Origin of the sequence: Listeria monocytogenes ATCC 19117, assembly GCF_000307025.1 — a bacterium.
GTDB lineage: Bacteria > Bacillota > Bacilli > Lactobacillales > Listeriaceae > Listeria > Listeria monocytogenes_B.
Map to the genome: position 1 here is coordinate 2,872,639 of NC_018584.1, position 20,356 is coordinate 2,892,994.

The window sequence follows — 20,356 nt, forward strand, 5'->3', positions numbered from 1 at the left end:
TAAATATCAGTGTATATTTATTCAATCGTCCACCAACACTTTATCTTTCCACCCATTTATACTACAATAAACTTTAACGAAAAAACGGAACCTTCTCCGTTTAAAATAGAAAGGGGTGACTGCATGCTTTTTTACGAGCGTATTAAAATCATGGTCCCACCATTTCCCTGTGAAAGATGTTTTTTTCCCAGATAAATAACTTATTCAGGAGAGAATTTTATGGAAAAAAACATCGAAACAAAGAAAATAAATTTAGCATTACTTGTGTGCCTTGTGGGGTTTCCACAAATTAGCGAAACTATTTATACGCCTTCTTTAACGGAGATTGCTACGAGCTACGGCGTCTCATTAAATTTGGCTCAAATGACTTTAAGCATCTACTTTCTTGCTTTTGCAGTTGGTGTCTTCTTTTGGGGCGTTAGTTCCGATTTTTTAGGTCGACGAAAAGCAATGAACTTTGGGATATTTATCTATATTCTTGGTTGCTTCGTCTGCCTTTTTTCAAATAATATTACAATGCTTTTTATCGGACGCTTTGTTCAAGCATTTGGCGCAAGTACGGGTTCTGTTACAACACAGACCATTTTGCGTGACAACTACCACGGTAATGATCGCCACCATTTATTTGCAAAAATCTCAGCCGCTTTGGCATTTTCACCGGCAATTGGGCCATTAATTGGTGGATTTATCGGACAATATTACGGCTTTCGCGTGGTTTTTTTATTTTTAGTAGTTATGGGAATGATATTGCTGTTCTGGAGTTTAAAACGACTACCAGAAACAAAAACAGCGAACGCCACCCCATTCAGTGTGCAGAAAATGGTAGTAATTGGTAAAAAAATGATTTTTGACCGCTATACAATTGCTTTTGGAGTGCTAATTGGTATTTTTAATGGAATATTGTTTAGTTACTACTCTGAAGCTCCTACTATTTTTATTGAGAGGTTTCATTTTAATCAGAGTCAGTATGGCTTCATGGGGTGCGCAGTGGCTACGGCAACTATTTTAGGAGCTTGGCTATCGAACTGGCGCTTAAAGCAGAATTCACCTCATAAAATCATTAAAGAAGGAATTTTGCTAGCTCTTATTGGCACTCTATTTCTTAGCATGGTTGCCCTATTCCCGCTTACTATCCAAGTTATATTCTACATCTTCTTCATTTCTATTATCTTAGTAGGAATTGGCATGTCTTTACCAAATTGTTTAAGTCTAGCACTAGTGAAATTTCAAGAAGTTGCCGGTACAGCTGGCGCCTTTTTAAGCTTAGGATATTATGTAATTGTCAGTCTTTGTACTTTCTTCATTGGCGTTTTGCATTCAGGATCAATACTTGTATTTCCCGCATTCTGCCTAGTATTACTTCTAATTGCCTTGCTCTGTATAAAAATAGCTGCTAGAAATAACCCTTAGCAAAAAACTGGCACCGTTTCTATCTTGAAACGGTGCCAGTTTTATTTTAAATGTTATCACAATATAAAATACTATTTATTTCCCGGGGAATAAAAAAAGTATTAAACCTCTAAAAGTCTAATACTTCTCTGATTATGCTAATTGTTCGTTCATACTTTCCATTTGAGCAAGGAAGGCTTTTTGCCATTTCTTCTCATTTAGGAATTCAACGGGAAACTGAGGGTCAATTGTGGTTAAGATTTTAGCCCATGCGTCTGTACGTAATGAAGATGCTTGGCGAATCGCTATTACAAACATTATTATTGTTCCGGCAATTAAAAATAAAGTTAAAATAATACCTACAATGATTGTAGCTGTGATATTTCGGTTTATTCCAAAAAAGTACGTTAGATAACCTAAAATAAATGCGATTACAAAAAAACTACCAATAAAAATAAAGGTTTTCTTACGGCTACCTCTATAAGTAGAAATACCTAGCGCTACTTCCAGCAATGCCATTTGACGAACCGGATTATTCTTCTTTGCAACTTGAATACCATATTTATCAATTAGTAAATGAGCTGCTTTTCTTTCTTCTTTGTTATTCTTTGGCATAATTACTAGAAGAATAACAAAAAATGCTATAACCATTAACTGTATCAAAAAAAACACTCCTATAATAAAATTTATAGTTAATTATAGCATCATTCCGCTCTCTGCAAATTGTATATTTTGTGAATTAATTAGTGCAAATAAATTAAACATTCCCTTATATATATTGACAAAATCGCTTAATTGATTGTTTGTTTCACGTGAAACATATTTATTATTATTTTCACTTTCTATATTAAAAGTATAAATCTGTTCAAAAATTAGCTTAATACTCTTTTGAAGTATATCAGTAACGCAGAATTTATGAACTAACCTAAAAAACAATCTTTTGACATACTTACTTGTCAAAAGATTGTTTCACGTGAAACATATTAAACGTTAAAGCGGAAATGAACAACATCTCCATCTTTCATTTCGTATTCTTTACCTTCCAAGCGTACTTTTCCCGCTTCTTTGGCTGCTTGCTCTGAGCCGTATTCAAGTAAAGCGTCATATGCAACAACTTCAGCGCGAATGAATCCACGTTCGAAATCAGTATGAATGATTCCGGCACATTGTGGAGCTTTCATACCTTTGATGAAGGTCCAAGCGCGAACTTCTTGAACGCCTGCTGTGAAGTAAGTCGCTAAGCCAAGCAATGTATACGCAGAACGAATCAATTGGTCTAAACCAGATTCTTCAATTCCAAGCGCTTCTAAAAACTCTAGCTTATCTTCGTCTTCAAGTTCAGCAATTTCTTCCTCAGCGCGAGCACATACTACGATAACTTCAGAGTTCTCGCTCGCAGCGAATTCGCGTACTTGCTGTACATATTTGTTATCGTCCGGACTAGAAACATCTTCTTCACTTACATTTGCTACATATAAAACTGGTTTTCTTGTAAGTAAGAAAAGGTTGCGAACGATTTTCTCTTCTTCTTCGTTAAATTCAATCGCACGAGCTGGTTTGTCATTTTCGAAAGCCTCACGTAGTTTAACTAAAACGTTATATTCAGCCACAGCATCTTTATCTTTTTGTTTAGATAGCTTCTCAACGCGTCCAATGCGCTTCTCTACTGTTTCTAAGTCCGCTAAGATAAGTTCTAAGTTGATTGTAGAAATATCGTCTAGCGGGTCTACTCGGCCTTCTACGTGGGTGATATTTTCGTCATCAAAACAACGAGTTACATGGCATATTGCATCCACTTGACGAATATGGGATAAGAATTTGTTTCCAAGTCCTTCCCCTTTACTAGCACCTTTTACAATTCCGGCGATATCTGTAAATTCAAAAGTTGTTGGAACGGTCTTTTTCGGTTTTACAAGTTCCGTTAGTTTGTTTAATCTGTGGTCAGGAACTTCAACAATTCCTACGTTCGGGTCAATCGTCGCAAACGGATAATTCGCAGCCTCTGCTCCTGCTTTTGTGATTGCATTAAAAAGTGTCGATTTCCCAACATTAGGAAGCCCGACAATACCAGCTGTAAGTGCCATTATATATAAACTCCTTTTCATTAACTTCATTTTGAAAATGCCTGTCAAATAGACATTTTTTCACTAACGTATATTATAAAGGTTTTTCAAACAAAAAGCCACCCACCAAAAAACGAAAACCCTTTAATCAGTAAAGGATTTTCGTTTTAATTACTTCATCTCTTTCCAAATAGCAATCATCTCATAAGCTACATCGCGTAATGTATAAGTTGTCATAAATTGATCTTCCGCGTGCATGAAGAGGATAGAAATTTGTACGTCTCCGCCATCTGCCTCTTTTTGAATTAGTTGCACATGATTTTTATGACCTTCGCTAAGAAATTCATTAGCCTCGTCAATTTTTTTATATGCTTCTGTGAATTTTCTTTGTCTTCCGAATTTCATCGCCTCAATAATGCAACTTCTTGCGGCGCCAACAGAACTAATTATTTGAAATGATGCGAGTTCCATTCCTTCCATTTTCGCTAGCCTCCTATGATTGAAACTCGCCCTGTTAATTTAGTATCAGAACTTCCACCAACGAAAATTTCTATACCACCGGGCTCCACCTCATATTTATTGTTAATTGACCATATTTCAAAACTTGATTTATCTAGCTTAAATGTCACTGTAGCTGTTTGTTTCGCTGCAATACGAACCTTTTTAAATGCTTTTAATTCTTTTTTTCTTCTAGTAATACTTGCTTCCATATCATGAAGATAAAGTTGCACAACTTCTTCACCGGCTACATTAGAGGTGTTTTTTAAAGTTACTTTCACTTCTACAGATTGCCCGCCAAGGAGTTCTGCTATTTTTATAGATTCTTGTTTTATCTGTAAATCTTGATATTCAAAAGTGCTATAACTTAAACCATAACCAAATGGATAGAGCGGCTTACCAGTTAAATCAAAGTAGTCTTCTTTATACTCCACTGCCTTTTGATTGTAGTAAATAGGAATCTGCCCGGAGGATCTTGGTATGCTGACTGGTAATTTACCTGAAGGATTGTAATGACCGAAAAGAACCTCAGCAATCGCCGTTCCACCAACACTTCCTGGATACCAAGCTGTGAGAATCGCATCCGCTGTCGAACTAATTTCTGGGATAGCGATTGGTCTACCTTGAATCATTACGACAATTACAGGCTTTCCAGTACGCTTCATTGCGTAAAACAAATCTAATTGCGGTTGTGGAAGCGTGATATCAGCAACATCCACATTTTCACCGGCATCCATGTTCGGGCCCTTAGAGCTTACCGCGCCATTATTTAAAAATTCCATGTCAAAATTCCGCGCACTTGAACCACCGAGCACCATAACAATGGCGTCTGCCTCTTTAGCAACCACTTCTGCTCTTTGAATGCCATCCGGAAGCTCTTCACGAATTTCAGTACCTTTTTCAGAAACGACTTCCCAATTTTTAGGAAGCAGTTTTTTTATCCCTTCTAACACAGTGACACATTCTGATTCATTTTGCGGAGCTGTATAATCTCCCAACTGATTATAAAGCGCATCTATGCTAGGACCAACAACAGCTATTTTTTTCCGTTCGCCTACTAGAGGTAATGTTTCGAAGTCGTTTTTCAAAAGACAAATACCCTCTCTAGCGGCTTGTAAATTTAGTTGTTTCCAATCAGACTTCGGTGCTTGAATTTCTTCTTCTACAAACGGTTGTTCAAATAGCCCTAATTGGAATTTCACTTGAAGCACTCGCCTCACAGCATCATCAACGACCTTTTCATCAAGGATGCCTTTTTCCACGCTTTCTTCAAGAAATGGAAACACTTCATCCCACAAACTCAAATCCACACCGGCTTCAAGAGCCATTTTTGCGGCTTTTTTTGGATCAGGATTTAGTTTTAATAATCTATCAAGGGCACACCCATCTGCCATAACAATCCCGGAGAATCCCATTTCTTCTCGCAAAATAGTTGTTAAAAGCTCTTTGTTCGCGTGGCATGGCACCCCGTCAATCTCGTTGTAAGCTGCCATGACGCCAAGAGCACCACTTCTAATTCCCGCGCGCATTGGTTCCAAGAAAATTTCTCTAAGTTCCCTTACGCCAATAGAAACTGGTCCAGAATTATGCCCGCCAATCGGCTCGCCTTGTGCCGCAAAATGTTTTAAAATAACAGCAATCTTCCCACTCGCTTGAAAGCCTTCTGTAATTGCCGCTGTTAATTCCGCTGCAAGGTATGGATCTTCACCGTAACACTCTTCAGCGCGTCCCCAACGTGGGTCTCGAAGTATGTCTAATGCTGAAGCAAGTGCTAGATGAACTCCCTTTTCGGAAATTTCTTCTGTAATCGCACTTGCGACCTGTTTTTGCAACTCTGGATTAAAAGAAGCAGCACGAGCTAAATTTACCGGATAAGATTCGCTATCTAACGCTTGGTGACCGTGCGGAACTTCCTCAGCTAATAGTACAGGAATCCCTAGGCGCGTATTTTCTATCACATAGCGTTGAATTTTATTAGCTACTTTGCCAGCATTTTTCCGACTTACACCCGTGTCCTTATTCATTTTGGACCATGGATCAGCGCGGAACAGACCGTATAAAGCGCCTATACCTTCAAATCTAGTTACTTCCTCTTTAAATTTTTCCGTGATATGAAACGTTTCGCCATCTCTTGAAAAAGCTTCCCAGCCATACATTCTTTGGTTTAGTTGACCACATTTTTCTGCTAAGGTCATCTTGGAAAGTAAGTCTTCTACACGTTCTGAAACTGGTTTCTCCTTATCCAAATAAACAGCCATATTCTTTCTCCTCCTTGCTAAAAAACTAAGAATGTCACAATAAACTAATTGCTAAATCTAATACTTTTTCACCATTCATTCGACCATAATCAACGATATCAATAACTGCCACCGATACATTATCACCAACTGTTTCTATAACCTTATCTTTCATATAATTCACTTGCGGTCCAAGTAAAATCGCATCAGCTTTACGCCAATTTTTTTCGAAATCCGTTTCTGAAATAGCCCAGATAGTCAGTTCTAAATTACGTTCTTCTACAACGCGTTCCATTTTCCTCACTAAAACGCTTGTAGACATTCCCGCATTACACATCAACATAATATTTTTCATAAAAATCCCTCCAATTAGGCTTTAATTCTGTCATTGGCTTTTAAGAATGGTAGGTAAAGAAGTACGCAGACGCCAATCAAGAAAATTTGGAATACTGCAGCACGCCAGTCCCCACCTGTTGCAAGGAAGCCGGAAGCAACAACTGGTGTCGTCCACGGAACCATTACGACTACTTCTGAAATCATATGCAGCTTTGTCGCGAAGTAGGCTAAACATAAGCAAAGCGGTGTTGAAATAATGAACGGAATCATCAAACTCAAGTTATAAACAATCGGAAGGCCAAATACTACCGGTTCATTGATATTAAATAGACCAGGAGCTGCCGATAAAGTAGCTATTTCGCGATAATCTTTTCGTTTTGACCAAATAAAAATTGCTATTAACAGCGCAATAGTATTTCCGCCGCCGCCCATAACGCCAAAAACATCACGGAAAGTAGTATTAATAATATGCGGAATCTCTGTGTGATTCGCAAATGCTGTCATATTTTCTTGCATATTTGCCAAAAGAACTGGGTCCATAATCGGCCCTAAAATCCCACTTCCAGCAATACCGATAGAATAAAGCATTTGTGAAATCGTCATTAACGTTAGGAACCCTGGAACACTTGTAACTAAGAATGTTAATGGTTCTTGAATAATTGCGCTAATTAAAGAATACAAATTCAAGCTGAATAATGTCACTACTAAGAATGAAATAAACGCAAAAATAAGTATTGTTAACATTGTCGGAATAAGCACATTGAATGATTTAATTACGGCTGGAGGTACGCTATCCCCAGAAATATGGATTTTCATTTTCTCACTCTTAGAAAGACGAATGAATACTTCTGTTGCAAGAAGCGCCGTTACAATCCCAACGAACATGCCCGCCGAACCCATCAAGGCTATTGGTAATACTCCAGCAACTTCCACAGATTTCTCTGCACCAATCGGCACAATTTCTGTTACAGCTGGGATAAAAATAACAATCAGTGCAATGGTCATTAACGCTGGTGCAAACGGATTTTCAAACTTCCGGTTTTGCGCTAAAAAGTAAGCAACTGAAGCTCCAATCAAAATAGTAATAATTCCTAAAGTCCCGTTCACAATACTGTTACCTAGCCCCTGCCAAGTCGTAAGTGTTTCGGAACTGATGATCGCCGACATAAAACCATCCGGCTTAATAATCACGTTATTAATTAAAACCATGAATCCTGCTAACATAATAAAAGGTAAAATAGTAGCAAATGCATCACGCATAGACTTTAAATGAATTTGATTTCCAAGCTTCTGCGATAACCAACTTAATTTCTCGATGAACTTTTTCAATTTTTTATACCTCCTTTGATATTACAATAAGTGTAGCGCTTTCTTTTTGTTAAATAAATCTAGTCTTTTTCCGCATCTGTATTTTACATGCGGAAATAAAAAAAGGCCCGTTAACTTTTCTCTCTAAGAAAGTCTAACGAACCTTTTGGTTATATCGTTTGTAACACACGCATAAATTCTTCAAAACTTGTCACACGTTTTAGCTCTCCCATTGCTTTTGGACTTTCTACTAAATTGCTAATAAGCTCATACACCGTCGCAAGCTGCTGTTGTTGCTTGTTTTTTACCGCTAACATGAAAATCACTTGTGCCTGATCTTCCTCATTCCACTTTACCCCACCGCCAGTAAAAATACATACTCCAATAGCTGTTTCTTGGACGTTTGCTTCAATTGGGTGTGGTGCCGCAAGTCCATTACCTAAATAAGTCGGCACAATTTCTTCGCGCTCAAAAAGTGATGGTAAATAGTCCTCGCCAACAATATTATTTTCCAGCAAAAGACTCGCTAAATCTACCAGAACTTGCTCTTTGTCCTTTTTATCACTAATTAAGAATAACGATTCCTTAAAAACCTTGTCCACTTCAAATTGGTTCTTCGTCTCATCTTGCTTCATTAACGCAGTGATATTACGAATATCCGCCTTTGTCAAAAATGGCGATACTTGAATAAATGGATGTAACTTCATTCGCAGTGGTACTGTAGAGATAACAAAGTCACATGCCGTTCCACTCTGCTCATATTCTTTAAATGAGTACACGCCGACTATTTCAAGCGTATTCTCAAACTCTTTTCGTACTTTAGATTCCAAAAGTTGCGACGTCCCTAAACCAGAAGCACAAACAATCAATACTTTTTGCTTCTCAGACCCTATTTCCTTATCTAAGCCATACAAAAAGTGAATAGCCAAATATCCTACTTCCGCTTCGTCTACATTTGTTTTTAACTCCTGCTCAAGGACTTCTTTAGCAACCAACCCTAATTCAAAAGCTAGTGGATAATTAGCTTTTAGATTTTTTAAATACGGGTTTTGTATATTCATATTAAATTTAATTCTGTTAATAGCTGGCTTTAAATGCAAAGCGATATTGGAAATCATTTTCTGGTCTTGCTTAAAATCATAACCGTACAGCTCTTTAATCTTTTCTAACATCTTATCCACGATGATATATTCTCGGTAATTATTAAAGTCACTTTTTCTGTTTTTCGAACTAAGGTGTAGCAGCAGATAGGCAGTCTCACTTTCCGGGAAACGAATTCCTTCTGAAAGATCTATTTCTTTTATAATACCTTGAGCCGCCCTTAATTCCGGCATACTAAATTCAATATCCTCCAAATCTGTTGCAGGTACATAACAATTATCTTTTACACGACATACAGCAATTGCGATATGAATAATCAAATTTTTAACTGAAATGTCCGTCATGTGAATATTATATTTCGCTATATTAGAAACGACAATCTGCTCCATCATTTCCAAATTAACTTCTCCAAAAAAATTTATTTCTGTTTCTGTAATAAGCGGGCTTGTAGATTCCACTAACAAATATCTTGAAAAGCAAAATCGGATAGCAAGTTCTGCACCAGTAATTCTAATGCCATAGCCAGCCCGTTTTTCCACTTTCAACTCATTTTCTTTGAGTTTTCGTTTCACTTCTAAAATATCCAAGTTTATCGTAGACTTACTAACAAAAAGCTCTTCTGACAACGTCTCCAGCTTTACATAGTCATTTTTGAGTAATAAATATCGAATAATATAATCTGCTCTATCCTCTGCAAACATCGGTACAATATTCATATTAGCTCTTCCTATCGAATCGTCCAAAAGAGCTTCACGCAGCGCTTTTTCATCACCAATGACCAGACGATATCCTACACCAGGAAGTGATTCGATTCTGTTTCCGCCTATCATCAGTATTTGATTAATTACTTTAATATCATTTCTAATTGTCCGAGGGTTAACAGCTAATGCCTCCCCTAATTCTCCACCGCTAATAAACTCCATCTTCAAATAAAGCATATGAACTATTTGTTTCCATCTAGGTAATGATAATTTTGAAGCACTCACGCAGCTCCACTCCTCACGACAATTAATTTAAGCTATTTCATCTTGATTATAAGCCTATCACCTGATAACGACAAGTCTTCCAGAAATAGTAGCAAGTATTTCGATAAAAAGCAATATCGTTAAAAATGCCTTTACTCCAATCTTCTAGTCCAAAAAGTTTCACGTGAAACATAAAAAAGCGAAAACCCTAAAAAGGATTTTCGCTTTGATTTATTTTAAATCTGCTACATGTGCTTCGAGATTAACACCAGTTCCCGCAGCCACTCGACTAGCGAATTCCGGATCTACTTGATAGAAATTACGTAAGTTGCGGATTTTAATATCATCACGTACTTGTGACCAATCATCGACAATGTTTTTCACGAGTGCAGCACGTTCTGCATCTGAATAACGATCCCATACTTCTTTTGCATGGCCAAAGTTATTTGGTTTTTCTGCAATCAGGCGCCCAGAAATATCACCACGGATTTCTTGCTCTGGCTCGATAAACGCTGGATTTTCTTTTGGTTCTGTATCGTAACTATTTGGCTCATAATTAATCGAACTTGTTTGTTGTTTAAACGGCATATGACCGTCACGTTGGTTGTTCGCGACAGGCGCTTTCGGACTGTTAATTGGGAGTTGTAAGTAGTTTGGCCCTACACGATGTCTTTGCGTATCTGAGTAAGAGAATAAACGACCTTGCAATAAACGGTCTTCAGAAGGAAGCATTCCACGTACAAGTACCCCAGGATTAAAACCAACCGATTCTGTCTCCGCAAAAATATTATCTGGGTTGCGGTCAAGCGTCATTGTTCCTACGTGTTCATAAGGAAATACATCTTCAAACCAATCTTTTGTTGCATCTAATGGATTAAAATCAAAGTTATCCAAGTCTTTCGGATCCAACACTTGCACATATAAATCCCACTCTGGATAGTCTCCATTTTCAATTGCTTCATACAAATCACGACTTGCATGGTTAAATTCTTTTGCTTGAATTTGAGAAGCTTGCTCCGTCGAAAGGTTCACTATTCCCGCTTTTGGAATCCAGCGCAGTTTTACATAAACTGTTTTGCCTTCTTCGTTAATCCATTTGAACGCATGAACACTAGAGCCACGTATTTCGCGGTAAGAAGCCGGCGTTCCTTCATCACTGAATAAGTACATAATCATCGTCGTAGCTTCCGGTGTAAGGCTAAAGAAATCCCAGTAACGGTTGCCATCTTGAATATTTGTGCGTGGATCAGGCTTCAAGGAATGAATAACATCCGGAAACTTAATCGCATCACGAATGAAGAATACCGGCAAATTATTTCCGACAAAATCATAATTCCCTTCTTCTGTATAAAACTTAACGGAGAAACCGCGTGGATCACGTAATGTTTCTGGAGAATGTTGCCCATGAATTACTGTTGAAAAACGAGCAAAAACCTCCGTTTCCGTTCCTTCTTCTTGCAAAAATTTAGCCATTGTATATTTTTTCATGCTTTTCTTAGTGACAAATTTCCCGTGAGCACCAGCACCACGAGCATGTACAACCCGTTCTGGTACTCGCTCTCTATCAAAATGTGCCAATTTCTCAATAAGCACATAATCTTCTATCAAAGTTGGTCCTTTACGTCCCGCTGTCATCGAATTTTGGTTATCACCAACTGGCACACCTTGATTCGTCGTTAAATTTTTTCTATCTGTCATATGTATATACCTCCATAACAATTCTATATCATTTTTTATTTGTAATAATTATTAAATGATACTATTTATATTTTAAAGAAGGAAGAGACAAACTTCAACTAAAAGGCTTAAAAAAGAACAGACGACCTAATTCATCGTCTGTTCCCTATTATTGTTCAGCTTTAACTAAAATTTTCTTCACTTTTCGTTCGAACTCGCGGCGGGGGATCATCACACTATGACCACAACCTTCGCACTTAATCCGAATATCCATCCCCATGCGTATAATCTTAAATCGATTGGTACCACAAGGATGAGGCTTTTTCATTTCCACAATATCATTTAAATCGAAATGCTTTTTTTCCATAAACATCACAACCTATTCATCATCAAACTGAATATCTAAAATCTCTAAAATGCGATCTAAATCATCATCAGATAAAAATTCAATTTCAATTTTACCTTTTTTATCGCGACGTTTAATCGAGACAGCCGTACCAAATTTATCACGTAATTGGCTTTCGCTTTCACGGATAAAGATAGGAACTCTAGCCGGCTTAATTGTTTCACGTGAAACATTTTCATTTAGATTATTAACCACATCTTCTAATTGTCGTACTGTCAGCCCTTGCGCCACAGCTTTTTTAGCCGTTGGGATAATATTTTTCTTAAGTTTCAAACCTAGTAACACTCGGCCATGTCCAGCTGACAATGAGCCATCACGTAACATTACTTGAACTTCTTCAGGTAATGTCAAAAGACGAACAAAGTTAGCGATATATGGTCTACTTTTCCCAACGCGTTCTGCTAATTTTGCTTGCGTTAAGCCCAATTTTTTCATAAGGAACTGATATGATTCCGCTTCTTCAAGTGGAGATAAATCTTCGCGTTGTAAGTTTTCAATGACAGAAAGCTCCATCATTTCTTCTTCCGTTAAATCACGTACAACTGCTGGGATTTCTTTTAATTTAGCTTCTTTTGCTGCACGAAATCTACGTTCACCAACAACAATTTCATATCCTTTATCTGTATTTCTTAATATTATTGGCTGCAAAACACCGTGAATTTTAATGGAGTCACGTAATTCATTGATTGCTTTCGTATCAAAGATTTTACGTGGTTGATATGGATTTGGCTTAATATCTTTTATAGCGATATTTTGTACGGTTTCTTCATTCGTATCTACATTATTAAATAGTGCATTGATTCCTTTACCTAGACCTTTAGCCATGTGCAACCACTTCCTTTGCTAATTCTAAATAAACTTCAGCACCTTTTGATTTTGCATCATATAACAAAATCGGTTTTCCATGACTAGGTGCTTCACTTAGACGTACATTCCGTGGAATAATTGTATTAAATACTTTGTTTTGGAAGTATTTTTTCACTTCTTCTATTACTTGAATACCTAGATTTGTTCTAGCATCAAGCATTGTTAGTAAAACACCTTCAATTTGTAAATCCTCATTGAGATGCTTTTGGACGATTCTTATTGTATTTAGTAACTGGCTTAAACCTTCTAGCGCGTAATACTCACATTGAACAGGAATTAAAACAGAATCTGCTGCTGTTAATGCGTTTAAAGTCAAAAGCCCAAGTGATGGCGGACAATCAATAATCACATAGTCATAATCATCACGGATTGAGTCGATTGCTTTTTTCAATCTAATTTCACGAGAGATAGCTGGAACTAGCTCTACTTCTGCACCTGCGAGTTGAATTGTAGCTGGAATAACATTCAAATTATCCAAGTCTGTTTTTTGCAACACATCTTGAATGGCTACATCGTCAACTAGTACATCATAAATACAATGTTCAATTTCACCTTTGTTAACACCAACGCCACTTGATGCATTACCTTGTGGGTCAATATCAACTAGTAACACTTTCTTACCTAAAAAAGCCAGGCTCGAGCTTAAATTCACAGATGATGTCGTCTTACCAACCCCACCTTTTTGGTTTGCTAGTGCAATCACTTTGCTCAATCTTTTTCACCAACCCTTATTTTGTACCGAGATTTCCGGTTCTTTTATCTTCTATTCTACCAAAAGATTTTCATTTAGTCTTACAAAAAGTAAAAATAAATTGAAATTCGTATTTTGAAAGCTTAAAAATGGTGAAAATAACGTTTTGAAAACCTAGAAATGTTTCACGTGAAACATTTTAAAATAAAAAAAGCAACCAACCTAAGCTGATTACTTTTCTATCTTCAATCTACAGAGAATGTTGTCTTAACACCTAGAACCGTGCAGACTTTTTGATACATTCTAAGAGTCAAATCTGGATCCCCTGCTTCTAAACGCCCAATAATAACAGGAGATAAATCTGATTTAAGCGCTAAATCTAGTTGAGACCATTTCTTCTCCATTCGTTTAGAGAAAATATATTTACCAAGGCTTGCTGAAAAACTATCTAAGTAATGAGCAATGCCTTCATTTGCTAAAGCTTTATTTTTTAGTGTTTCGAATTGATAGTCTGCATGACCAATGCTTGTTTCCGCTTCAATACGACGCAAGAATACGCGTTTGACTTCTTCGCGGTAAGCACTCATTTGATCCGTGAACGGGTTTTTATCTTTAAAATAGCCTTTAACGAAGCAATAATAGGTTTCATCGCCACTAAAAGCAGTGAAGTAAATTAAACGACAATTTTTATCTTTAAAATGTGCTTTCATCTCTTGAATCGGTTGGTCTACAGTTGTTTCCACTCGAGTTGTTTGTAGTGAGTAAGCTTGACTTTTACCGATAATTAAATGGACATCGGGGAGAATTTGCTTACCAGTGCTAAGTTTTCTCGTTTCTGCTGTTTCTAGTTGTAACAGGCCTTGAAATACTAAAGTGGCCATTAGTGGTTCTTCCACAATTAAATTTTGTAAGAAATCATACGCTTGGAACTCATTTTGTTCGTCTTTCACAAAAATGATTTTTGCCATTCGTTTCGTGATTCCACTCAGAGTTGAGTGAATCACTCCCTCCTTTACAACTTTACCTAATTCTATTGTACTTTTTTCTGCTCAAAATTGCACTTATTTTCTCTATTTTTTACAAAATAAACCAAAACCACTCGAATTGAGTTGCTTTCCTTTTTTGAAAATAAAAAACCCGCTTCAATAAGCAGGTTTTGTAGCTATTTTTTCGCTTCTTTCGCGATTTGGTACCAACTGTAAATCTTCACTATCGCAAAGAAAGTATAGCCAAATGCGATGAGATATGCCCCGTAATTAATTAATAGAATGTTGAAGCCACTTCCCCAACCAGACTCTTCTGCTACGGCTACTGCTCGGGCATAGGGGCTAGTGAAAAAGTAGGTAATATATAGTGGATTAAAACTTAAAATAGCACTTGTAATCGCTATTACGAAAGATGGAAGTACCATCAAACAACTAATGACACCAACTGCATGTCCAATTATCTTCAAAAACCTCACTGCTACACCTCTTATTTCTTTTTAGGAATTTGAATGGTAATTTGATAAAAATCATCTGTCTCTTCTTCGGTGAAATCTAGGTCCATTCCGTTATCTTTAACCATTGTAACCGATTGTTTAATCGTATTCATAGCGATACGCACGTCACGACTAATAGCTTGGCGTTTTGGTTTGGTTTTTTTAGTAGCTACTGGTTTTTTCACGCCCAAAATTTCTTGAATTCTTGCTTCGGTTTGTTTGACGTTCCAGTGATTTTCAGCTATTTCGGCTAAAATTGCGACTTGCTGTTCTTCTGTTTCTAATGCGAGTAACGAACGAGCATGGCGCTCTGAAATTTGTTTGTTAAGAACGGCTTCTTGGACAGTTTCTGGTAGTTTTAGAAGTCGCATTTTGTTTGCAATGGCAGACTGGCTTTTCCCGACACGTTGCGCAAGGGCTTCTTGTGTCACGTCCTGCATGTCTAGTAAACTCCGATACGCTTTCGCTTCCTCAATTGGCGTCAATTCTTCACGTTGCAAGTTTTCAATTAACGCAATCGCTGCTACTTCTTCATCATCTAAATTTTGAATAATTGCTGGAATTTTTTCCATTTCTAAAGAAAGCACAGCACGAAAACGACGCTCGCCTGCAATGATTTCATAATAATCCGGTTCCATTTCTCTAACCACAATCGGCTGAATAACGCCGTGAATTCGGATAGTTCGAGCAAGTTCATCAATCTTATCTTGATCGAATACTGTCCGTGGTTGGAATTGGTTCGGGAAAATTTTATCCATAGGAAGTTCTTGTACGCGTTGTACTCCTTCTTCTACTATATCATCCATTTGATTCTTCTCTTTTTTTCCAAATAAACGTGAAAAAGGCATCTGGGTCCTTCCTTTCCGGAACATCTCGGGGTTTCTTAATATATTATCTGGCTATCCGCAAGTCTCTTAAACTATTTTAGCAGAAATGCTAGAGAAAAACACGCTTATTCTGTCCTTTAAATGTGAAAAAATAGATAGAGCTGCTAAAGTTTCACAGTCCTATCTATTTTCTTAATGAAATTCATCGGTAACGGTATTGATGGTTTTTTCCATATTGTCGCGGTAAGACTCATTTTGTAGCAACATCATGGAAATAATATCCATCACATACATAATCGAAAACTGGCTATTAGCAAAATACCTTTTACTTACGAATAAAGTATTGTAAACCGGAATAGTGACGTCACTGATTTCGGTCATTTCACTATTTTCAAAACTGGTAAATGTAGCAACTTTACTTTTGTTTTTCTTAGCGATTTTTAGCGCCGTGACTAGCTCTGGGGTGTTACCTGAATTGGAAATGCCGATAACAAAATCTTCTTTTGTTGTGATGGAGCTAGTGATAATCATCATATGCGGATCGTTGACACTGATGACGTTTAACCCCATTCGAATAAGGCGCTGCGACATTTCAACGGCAGTGAGCCCCGAACTTCCGACGCCGCAAATATAGACTCGCTTAGCTTCTTGAATGTACTGCACCACTTCACGGATCTTCGCTGGTTCAATCAGCTTCACCGTGTTATCAATTACTTTATGGTAGAACGAATAAACCTCTTCAAAAAGGTCATCATAACCAAGTGACGGAACCATTGTCGCTGCAGTATTCACCCGCATTTTCAAATCAACAAAACTATCACAGCGTACATGGCGACAAAATCTCGTTATCGTCGAAATGGATGTGCCAGTTTCTTCAGCTAGCTCTTTAATATTAATATTCTTGAGTTCATCACTTTTTTCTAAAATATACTTCGCAATTTGTTTTTCTTTATTCGGTAATTGATTGTAATTTTGTTGGATTTCATTTAAAATCGTCATCTTTTTCGGCCTCTTTCTGGTTTAAGAAATGATAAAGCGCACCAATCATCCCTGCTTCATTTCCCAGCTTTGCGAAAGTAATATCTGCTGTATCGAACATCGGTGAGATTAATTTGGTTGAGATAGCCGCTTTTAGACGCGGTTTGAAGAATGACTCTTCTTCCATTAATCCGCCACCGAGTACAATCACTTCTGGGTTGAAAATATAGATTAAGTTTACTACACCTTCTACTAAATTCTCAATCCATTGCTCTATTTCAGCCAGCACATCTGCATCTCCGCTATAGGCCCATTCCATGACTTGACGACCATTTAACGCATTTTCCTCGATATTTTTTCGCGAGGCTACTTGTTTAATCAATGCTTTTGTTGAAGCAACATCTTGAAATCTCCCTTGTGAAAGGTGCATATAGCCCACTTCACATGCTGTAAAAGACGATCCATTTATTAGTTTGTCGTTTAGTAACATTGCTCCGCCGATTCCGGTTCCAATTGTCAAACAGAGCACGCTCCCACGTCCCCGTGCTCCACCCAACCAAAACTCGCCAAGGCAGGCTGCATTTACGTCATTTTCCACTACGCACGGAATATGAAATCGGTGCTCTAGTTCAGCTTTTATTTCAGTTCCAGTGTATTTGGGAATCGTGTAGCCAGCATAAATAATTTTGCCTTTCACAGAATCCACAACACCCGCAGAGGCCACACAGACGCCCGCTACATTCGTTTTTTCTTGTTCGACAATCCGAATAAGCGCGGGCATGATTTGATTCGCTCCGCCAGTTATAGGCGTCACACAAGACTTAAGATCGCCCACCCGCTTACCTTCTTGATTAAATTTAGCATATTTGATACTCGTTCCACCAATGTCGACACAAAGATAATTTTCCATTTCTTCACCTCTTTAGTGAAATTATTATCCTTCTTTTGTTAACTCATCGTAAAACGCTTGGCTTGAATTTGCTTCGATCAAACGGGTTACCTTTTCCTCGTCCATGAGCACTTCTGCAAGCTCTGACAACACTTCTAAATGGCTTTCTGAGTCTGTTGCCGCAAGGGTAATAACTAGTTTCACCGGGTCGAACATGTCGCTTCCAAAAGCCACGCCGTCAGCCAGTGTTGCAAAAGTTAGGCCACCGCGAATGACGCCGAATTCTGGTCGTGTGTGCGCTAGGGCGATATGTTTAGCAATCACTATATATGGTCCATTATTTTCTACACTTTGAATCATTCCGTCAATATAACTCTCTTTGATAGCGCCTCGTTCTAGTAAAAGTCTTGCTGACGTTTGGATGGCTTCGCGCCAGTCTTTTGCTTTTAAATTTACCTCAATATCTTCTAAAGTAACTCGGTCTAATAACATGCTCGCGCCCCCTTATTTATTATATTCAGCCATTATTTCTGTTAAATCTACCTCCGCCAGCGACTCTCGCTCCAAATAGTTCGGGGTTAAATCACTATGTTTTGTTACTTCATTTGGAATGACAAGAACATTGACACCCGCACTATTTCCCGCCAAAAGGCCATTTCGCGAGTCTTCTACGATAAGAGCCTCCGATGGCTTAACATCCAGTGCTCTCAAAGCTTCTAAAAACAAGTCCGGATCCGGCTTGATTCGCGTAACATCCTCCGCCGTAATAATCGCATCAAAATATCCGAGCAAGCCTAGTCGTTCCAAATGATAGAGTGGTTTTGGTCGCTGCGATGAGGTCGCAAGTGCTAATTTTAATCCACGTTCTTTTAATTCACGAATAAAGCTTTCCACGCCTTCTTTGGCCGGTAAACTTTTACTGTTTTCAATAAACGTTGCTTGTGTTTCTGCTTCGAAGTCTTGTCGATTAATATCCATTTGCTCTGTCCGGTTGAGTTCGCGAAACAAATCGTCCACATTTGACCCAACGCACTGCAAAAACTCCTCGATAGAAAGGTCATAATTCTGCTTCGTTTTAAACCATTCTTTAAAAATTTCATACCAAACTACTTCTGTATCAATAACAATTCCGTCAAAGTCCATCACAATCGCTTTTAACATTGTCTTCCTCCTACCCATTTTACTATTCAAAGCGCTCCTAAAAAGAAGCGCTTACAAATAAGTTAATTCTTTTGTTCTCGGTCTGCAACTATTTTATCTATCAGTTCTTGATATTCTGGTGCGCCGAGGTAATCCGTTATTTCTACATAATACGCATCTGGTTGCTTTTCTTTGGCTCGGTCGATAAGGGATTTATGCGTCACGACTACATCGCATTCGGTCGGCAATTCGTGGATGGCGATATGGAACACTTTAATATCCTCTAAGCCAGCATTTTTGATTTTTTTCTGTAGTACGGTCGCGCCCATCGCACTAGATCCAAGTCCCGCATCACAGGCATAAGCGATTCTTTTAACATTTTTAAAATTAAAATCATCTACTGTAGCTTCGAAAACGGAGGAAATACTGCTCTTTTTGCCTTTAAGGCTTTCCATTTTCTTCGCTGCATCTTGTAGTTCAGAGTCTTTGTTACCCATGCGTTTAATAAATGGAATGGCAGTAATGAATGTAACAAGTGCCGCACATAGCACCGCAATAAGGATCTTAATGTGATCGCCGGGTGCTGCCATCATCATGATTGTAATAATACTACCAGGAGAAGCCACACCAACAAGTCCCGCATTTGTCATTGTTAAAATAAATGTTCCTGTCATACCACCAAGAATTAGCGGTAAAATAAGAATTGGATTCATTAAAACGAATGGGAAGTAAATTTCGTGAATACCACCAAATAGGTGAATAACACTTGCCCCGTAGGAAGATGCTTTGGAGTTTCCTTTACCAAAGAACATATAGCCAAGCAAAATTCCAAGTCCTGGTCCAGGGTTTGATTCTAGTAAGTAAAGCACTGATTTCCCTGTTTCTGCGAGTTGCAAGGTGGCTAGTGGACTTAGAATACCTTGACCGATCGCATTGTTTAAGAATAAGACCTTGGCCGGCTCAATAATTAAAGCCGTTAGTGGGAGCAAATGATTATTGATTAATACATCCACGCCACTTGCTAATACTTTTGTTACAGCTTCGACCATTGGAGCAATCGCCACATAAGAAAATAGTGCTAATCCCGCTCCAATTATCCCAATCGAAAAGTTGTTAACTAATAGTTCAAACCCAGCTGGAATTTTTCCATCAATACGTTCATCAAATTTTTTAAGTACCCAAGCAGCGAGCGGGCCCATTATCATTGCGCCGATAAACATGGTTATATCCGAACTAATAATTGCACCCATTGTTGCAACGGTACCAATAACTCCGCCTCGGTAACCGTGAACCGCTCGACCTCCAGCAAAGGCAATAAGAAGTGGTAACAAGTAATTTAGCATTGGTGCGATGAACCCTTTTAACATCTCAGAGCCTGTAGCCACCCCAATTGCCGTTAAAATACCCCAAGCCATAAAAGCTCCCAAATTCGGAATGACCATACCACTTAGCTTACTCCCAAACTTTTGTACATGTACCCGAATAGACATATTTCCCCCTCCAA

General features: G+C 38.1%; 20 protein-coding genes. 1 reads left to right on the plus strand and 19 read right to left on the minus strand.

The window, feature by feature from the left end; translation table 11 throughout:
- Positions 1–219 precede the first annotated feature (219 nt).
- A complete protein-coding gene (locus LMOATCC19117_RS14220; protein WP_003725328.1) occupies positions 220–1,410 on the plus strand; it encodes a multidrug effflux MFS transporter in 1,191 nt (396 codons plus the stop codon).
- Between the two features lie 132 nt (positions 1,411–1,542).
- On the opposite strand, the gene LMOATCC19117_RS14225 is transcribed toward LMOATCC19117_RS14220, so the two are convergent.
- From LMOATCC19117_RS14225 to LMOATCC19117_RS14320, 19 genes are all read right to left on the minus strand, one after another.
- Entirely contained in the window at positions 1,543–2,052 is a 510-nt protein-coding gene (locus tag LMOATCC19117_RS14225; RefSeq protein WP_003730731.1) for a hypothetical protein, read from the minus strand.
- A 320-nt stretch (positions 2,053–2,372) separates the two neighbouring features.
- Positions 2,373–3,473, minus strand: coding sequence for a redox-regulated ATPase YchF (gene ychF, locus LMOATCC19117_RS14235; RefSeq protein ID WP_003722138.1), 1,101 nt, complete (start codon positions 3,471–3,473; stop codon positions 2,373–2,375).
- Positions 3,474–3,623: 150 nt separating this feature from the next.
- Entirely contained in the window at positions 3,624–3,932 is a 309-nt protein-coding gene (locus tag LMOATCC19117_RS14240; protein ID WP_003725330.1) for a PTS lactose/cellobiose transporter subunit IIA, read from the minus strand.
- Between the two features lie 5 nt (positions 3,933–3,937).
- Positions 3,938–6,208 (minus strand): glycoside hydrolase family 3 N-terminal domain-containing protein, encoded by a 2,271-nt coding sequence (locus LMOATCC19117_RS14245; protein ID WP_003727619.1) that lies wholly within the window; start codon positions 6,206–6,208, stop codon positions 3,938–3,940.
- A 34-nt stretch (positions 6,209–6,242) separates the two neighbouring features.
- Entirely contained in the window at positions 6,243–6,542 is a 300-nt protein-coding gene (locus LMOATCC19117_RS14250; protein WP_003734216.1) for a PTS sugar transporter subunit IIB, read from the minus strand.
- Between the two features lie 14 nt (positions 6,543–6,556).
- Positions 6,557–7,852 (minus strand): PTS sugar transporter subunit IIC, encoded by a 1,296-nt coding sequence (locus LMOATCC19117_RS14255; protein WP_003722142.1) that lies wholly within the window; start codon positions 7,850–7,852, stop codon positions 6,557–6,559.
- A gap of 149 nt (positions 7,853–8,001) precedes the next feature.
- Positions 8,002–9,918 (minus strand): BglG family transcription antiterminator, encoded by a 1,917-nt coding sequence (locus LMOATCC19117_RS14260; RefSeq protein WP_003725332.1) that lies wholly within the window; start codon positions 9,916–9,918, stop codon positions 8,002–8,004.
- Positions 9,919–10,128: 210 nt separating this feature from the next.
- Entirely contained in the window at positions 10,129–11,595 is a 1,467-nt protein-coding gene (locus LMOATCC19117_RS14265; protein ID WP_003725333.1) for a catalase, read from the minus strand.
- Positions 11,596–11,743: 148 nt separating this feature from the next.
- Complete coding sequence (locus tag LMOATCC19117_RS14270; protein ID WP_003725334.1) at positions 11,744–11,947, minus strand: DUF951 domain-containing protein; 204 nt, start codon at positions 11,945–11,947, stop codon at positions 11,744–11,746.
- A 6-nt stretch (positions 11,948–11,953) separates the two neighbouring features.
- Positions 11,954–12,805: a ParB/RepB/Spo0J family partition protein gene (locus LMOATCC19117_RS14275; protein ID WP_003725335.1), complete on the minus strand. Its 852-nt coding sequence runs from the start codon at positions 12,803–12,805 to the stop codon at positions 11,954–11,956.
- Positions 12,798–13,559, minus strand: a complete 762-nt coding sequence (locus LMOATCC19117_RS14280; protein ID WP_003722150.1) for a ParA family protein — start codon at positions 13,557–13,559, stop codon at positions 12,798–12,800. The genes LMOATCC19117_RS14275 and LMOATCC19117_RS14280 overlap by 8 nt, the downstream gene beginning before the upstream one ends.
- A 224-nt stretch (positions 13,560–13,783) precedes the next feature.
- Positions 13,784–14,542, minus strand: coding sequence for a helix-turn-helix domain-containing protein (locus LMOATCC19117_RS14285; RefSeq protein WP_003727618.1), 759 nt, complete (start codon positions 14,540–14,542; stop codon positions 13,784–13,786).
- 158 nt (positions 14,543–14,700) lie between these two features.
- Complete coding sequence (locus LMOATCC19117_RS14290; RefSeq protein WP_003725338.1) at positions 14,701–15,000, minus strand: hypothetical protein; 300 nt, start codon at positions 14,998–15,000, stop codon at positions 14,701–14,703.
- 11 nt (positions 15,001–15,011) lie between these two features.
- A complete protein-coding gene (gene noc, locus LMOATCC19117_RS14295; protein ID WP_003725339.1) occupies positions 15,012–15,866 on the minus strand; it encodes a nucleoid occlusion protein in 855 nt (284 codons plus the stop codon).
- A gap of 171 nt (positions 15,867–16,037) precedes the next feature.
- Positions 16,038–16,844, minus strand: a complete 807-nt coding sequence (locus LMOATCC19117_RS14300) for a MurR/RpiR family transcriptional regulator (RefSeq protein WP_003734214.1) — start codon at positions 16,842–16,844, stop codon at positions 16,038–16,040.
- Positions 16,828–17,733, minus strand: coding sequence for an ROK family protein (locus LMOATCC19117_RS14305; protein ID WP_003725341.1), 906 nt, complete (start codon positions 17,731–17,733; stop codon positions 16,828–16,830). The genes LMOATCC19117_RS14300 and LMOATCC19117_RS14305 overlap by 17 nt, the downstream gene beginning before the upstream one ends.
- A gap of 24 nt (positions 17,734–17,757) precedes the next feature.
- On the minus strand, positions 17,758–18,204 hold the full coding sequence (locus LMOATCC19117_RS14310; protein ID WP_003725342.1) for a PTS sugar transporter subunit IIA: 447 nt from the start codon (positions 18,202–18,204) through the stop codon (positions 17,758–17,760).
- A gap of 12 nt (positions 18,205–18,216) precedes the next feature.
- Positions 18,217–18,873: an HAD family hydrolase gene (locus tag LMOATCC19117_RS14315; protein ID WP_003734213.1), complete on the minus strand. Its 657-nt coding sequence runs from the start codon at positions 18,871–18,873 to the stop codon at positions 18,217–18,219.
- A 62-nt stretch (positions 18,874–18,935) separates the two neighbouring features.
- A complete protein-coding gene (locus LMOATCC19117_RS14320; protein WP_003734212.1) occupies positions 18,936–20,342 on the minus strand; it encodes a PTS mannitol transporter subunit IICB in 1,407 nt (468 codons plus the stop codon).
- Positions 20,343–20,356: the final 14 nt, after the last annotated feature.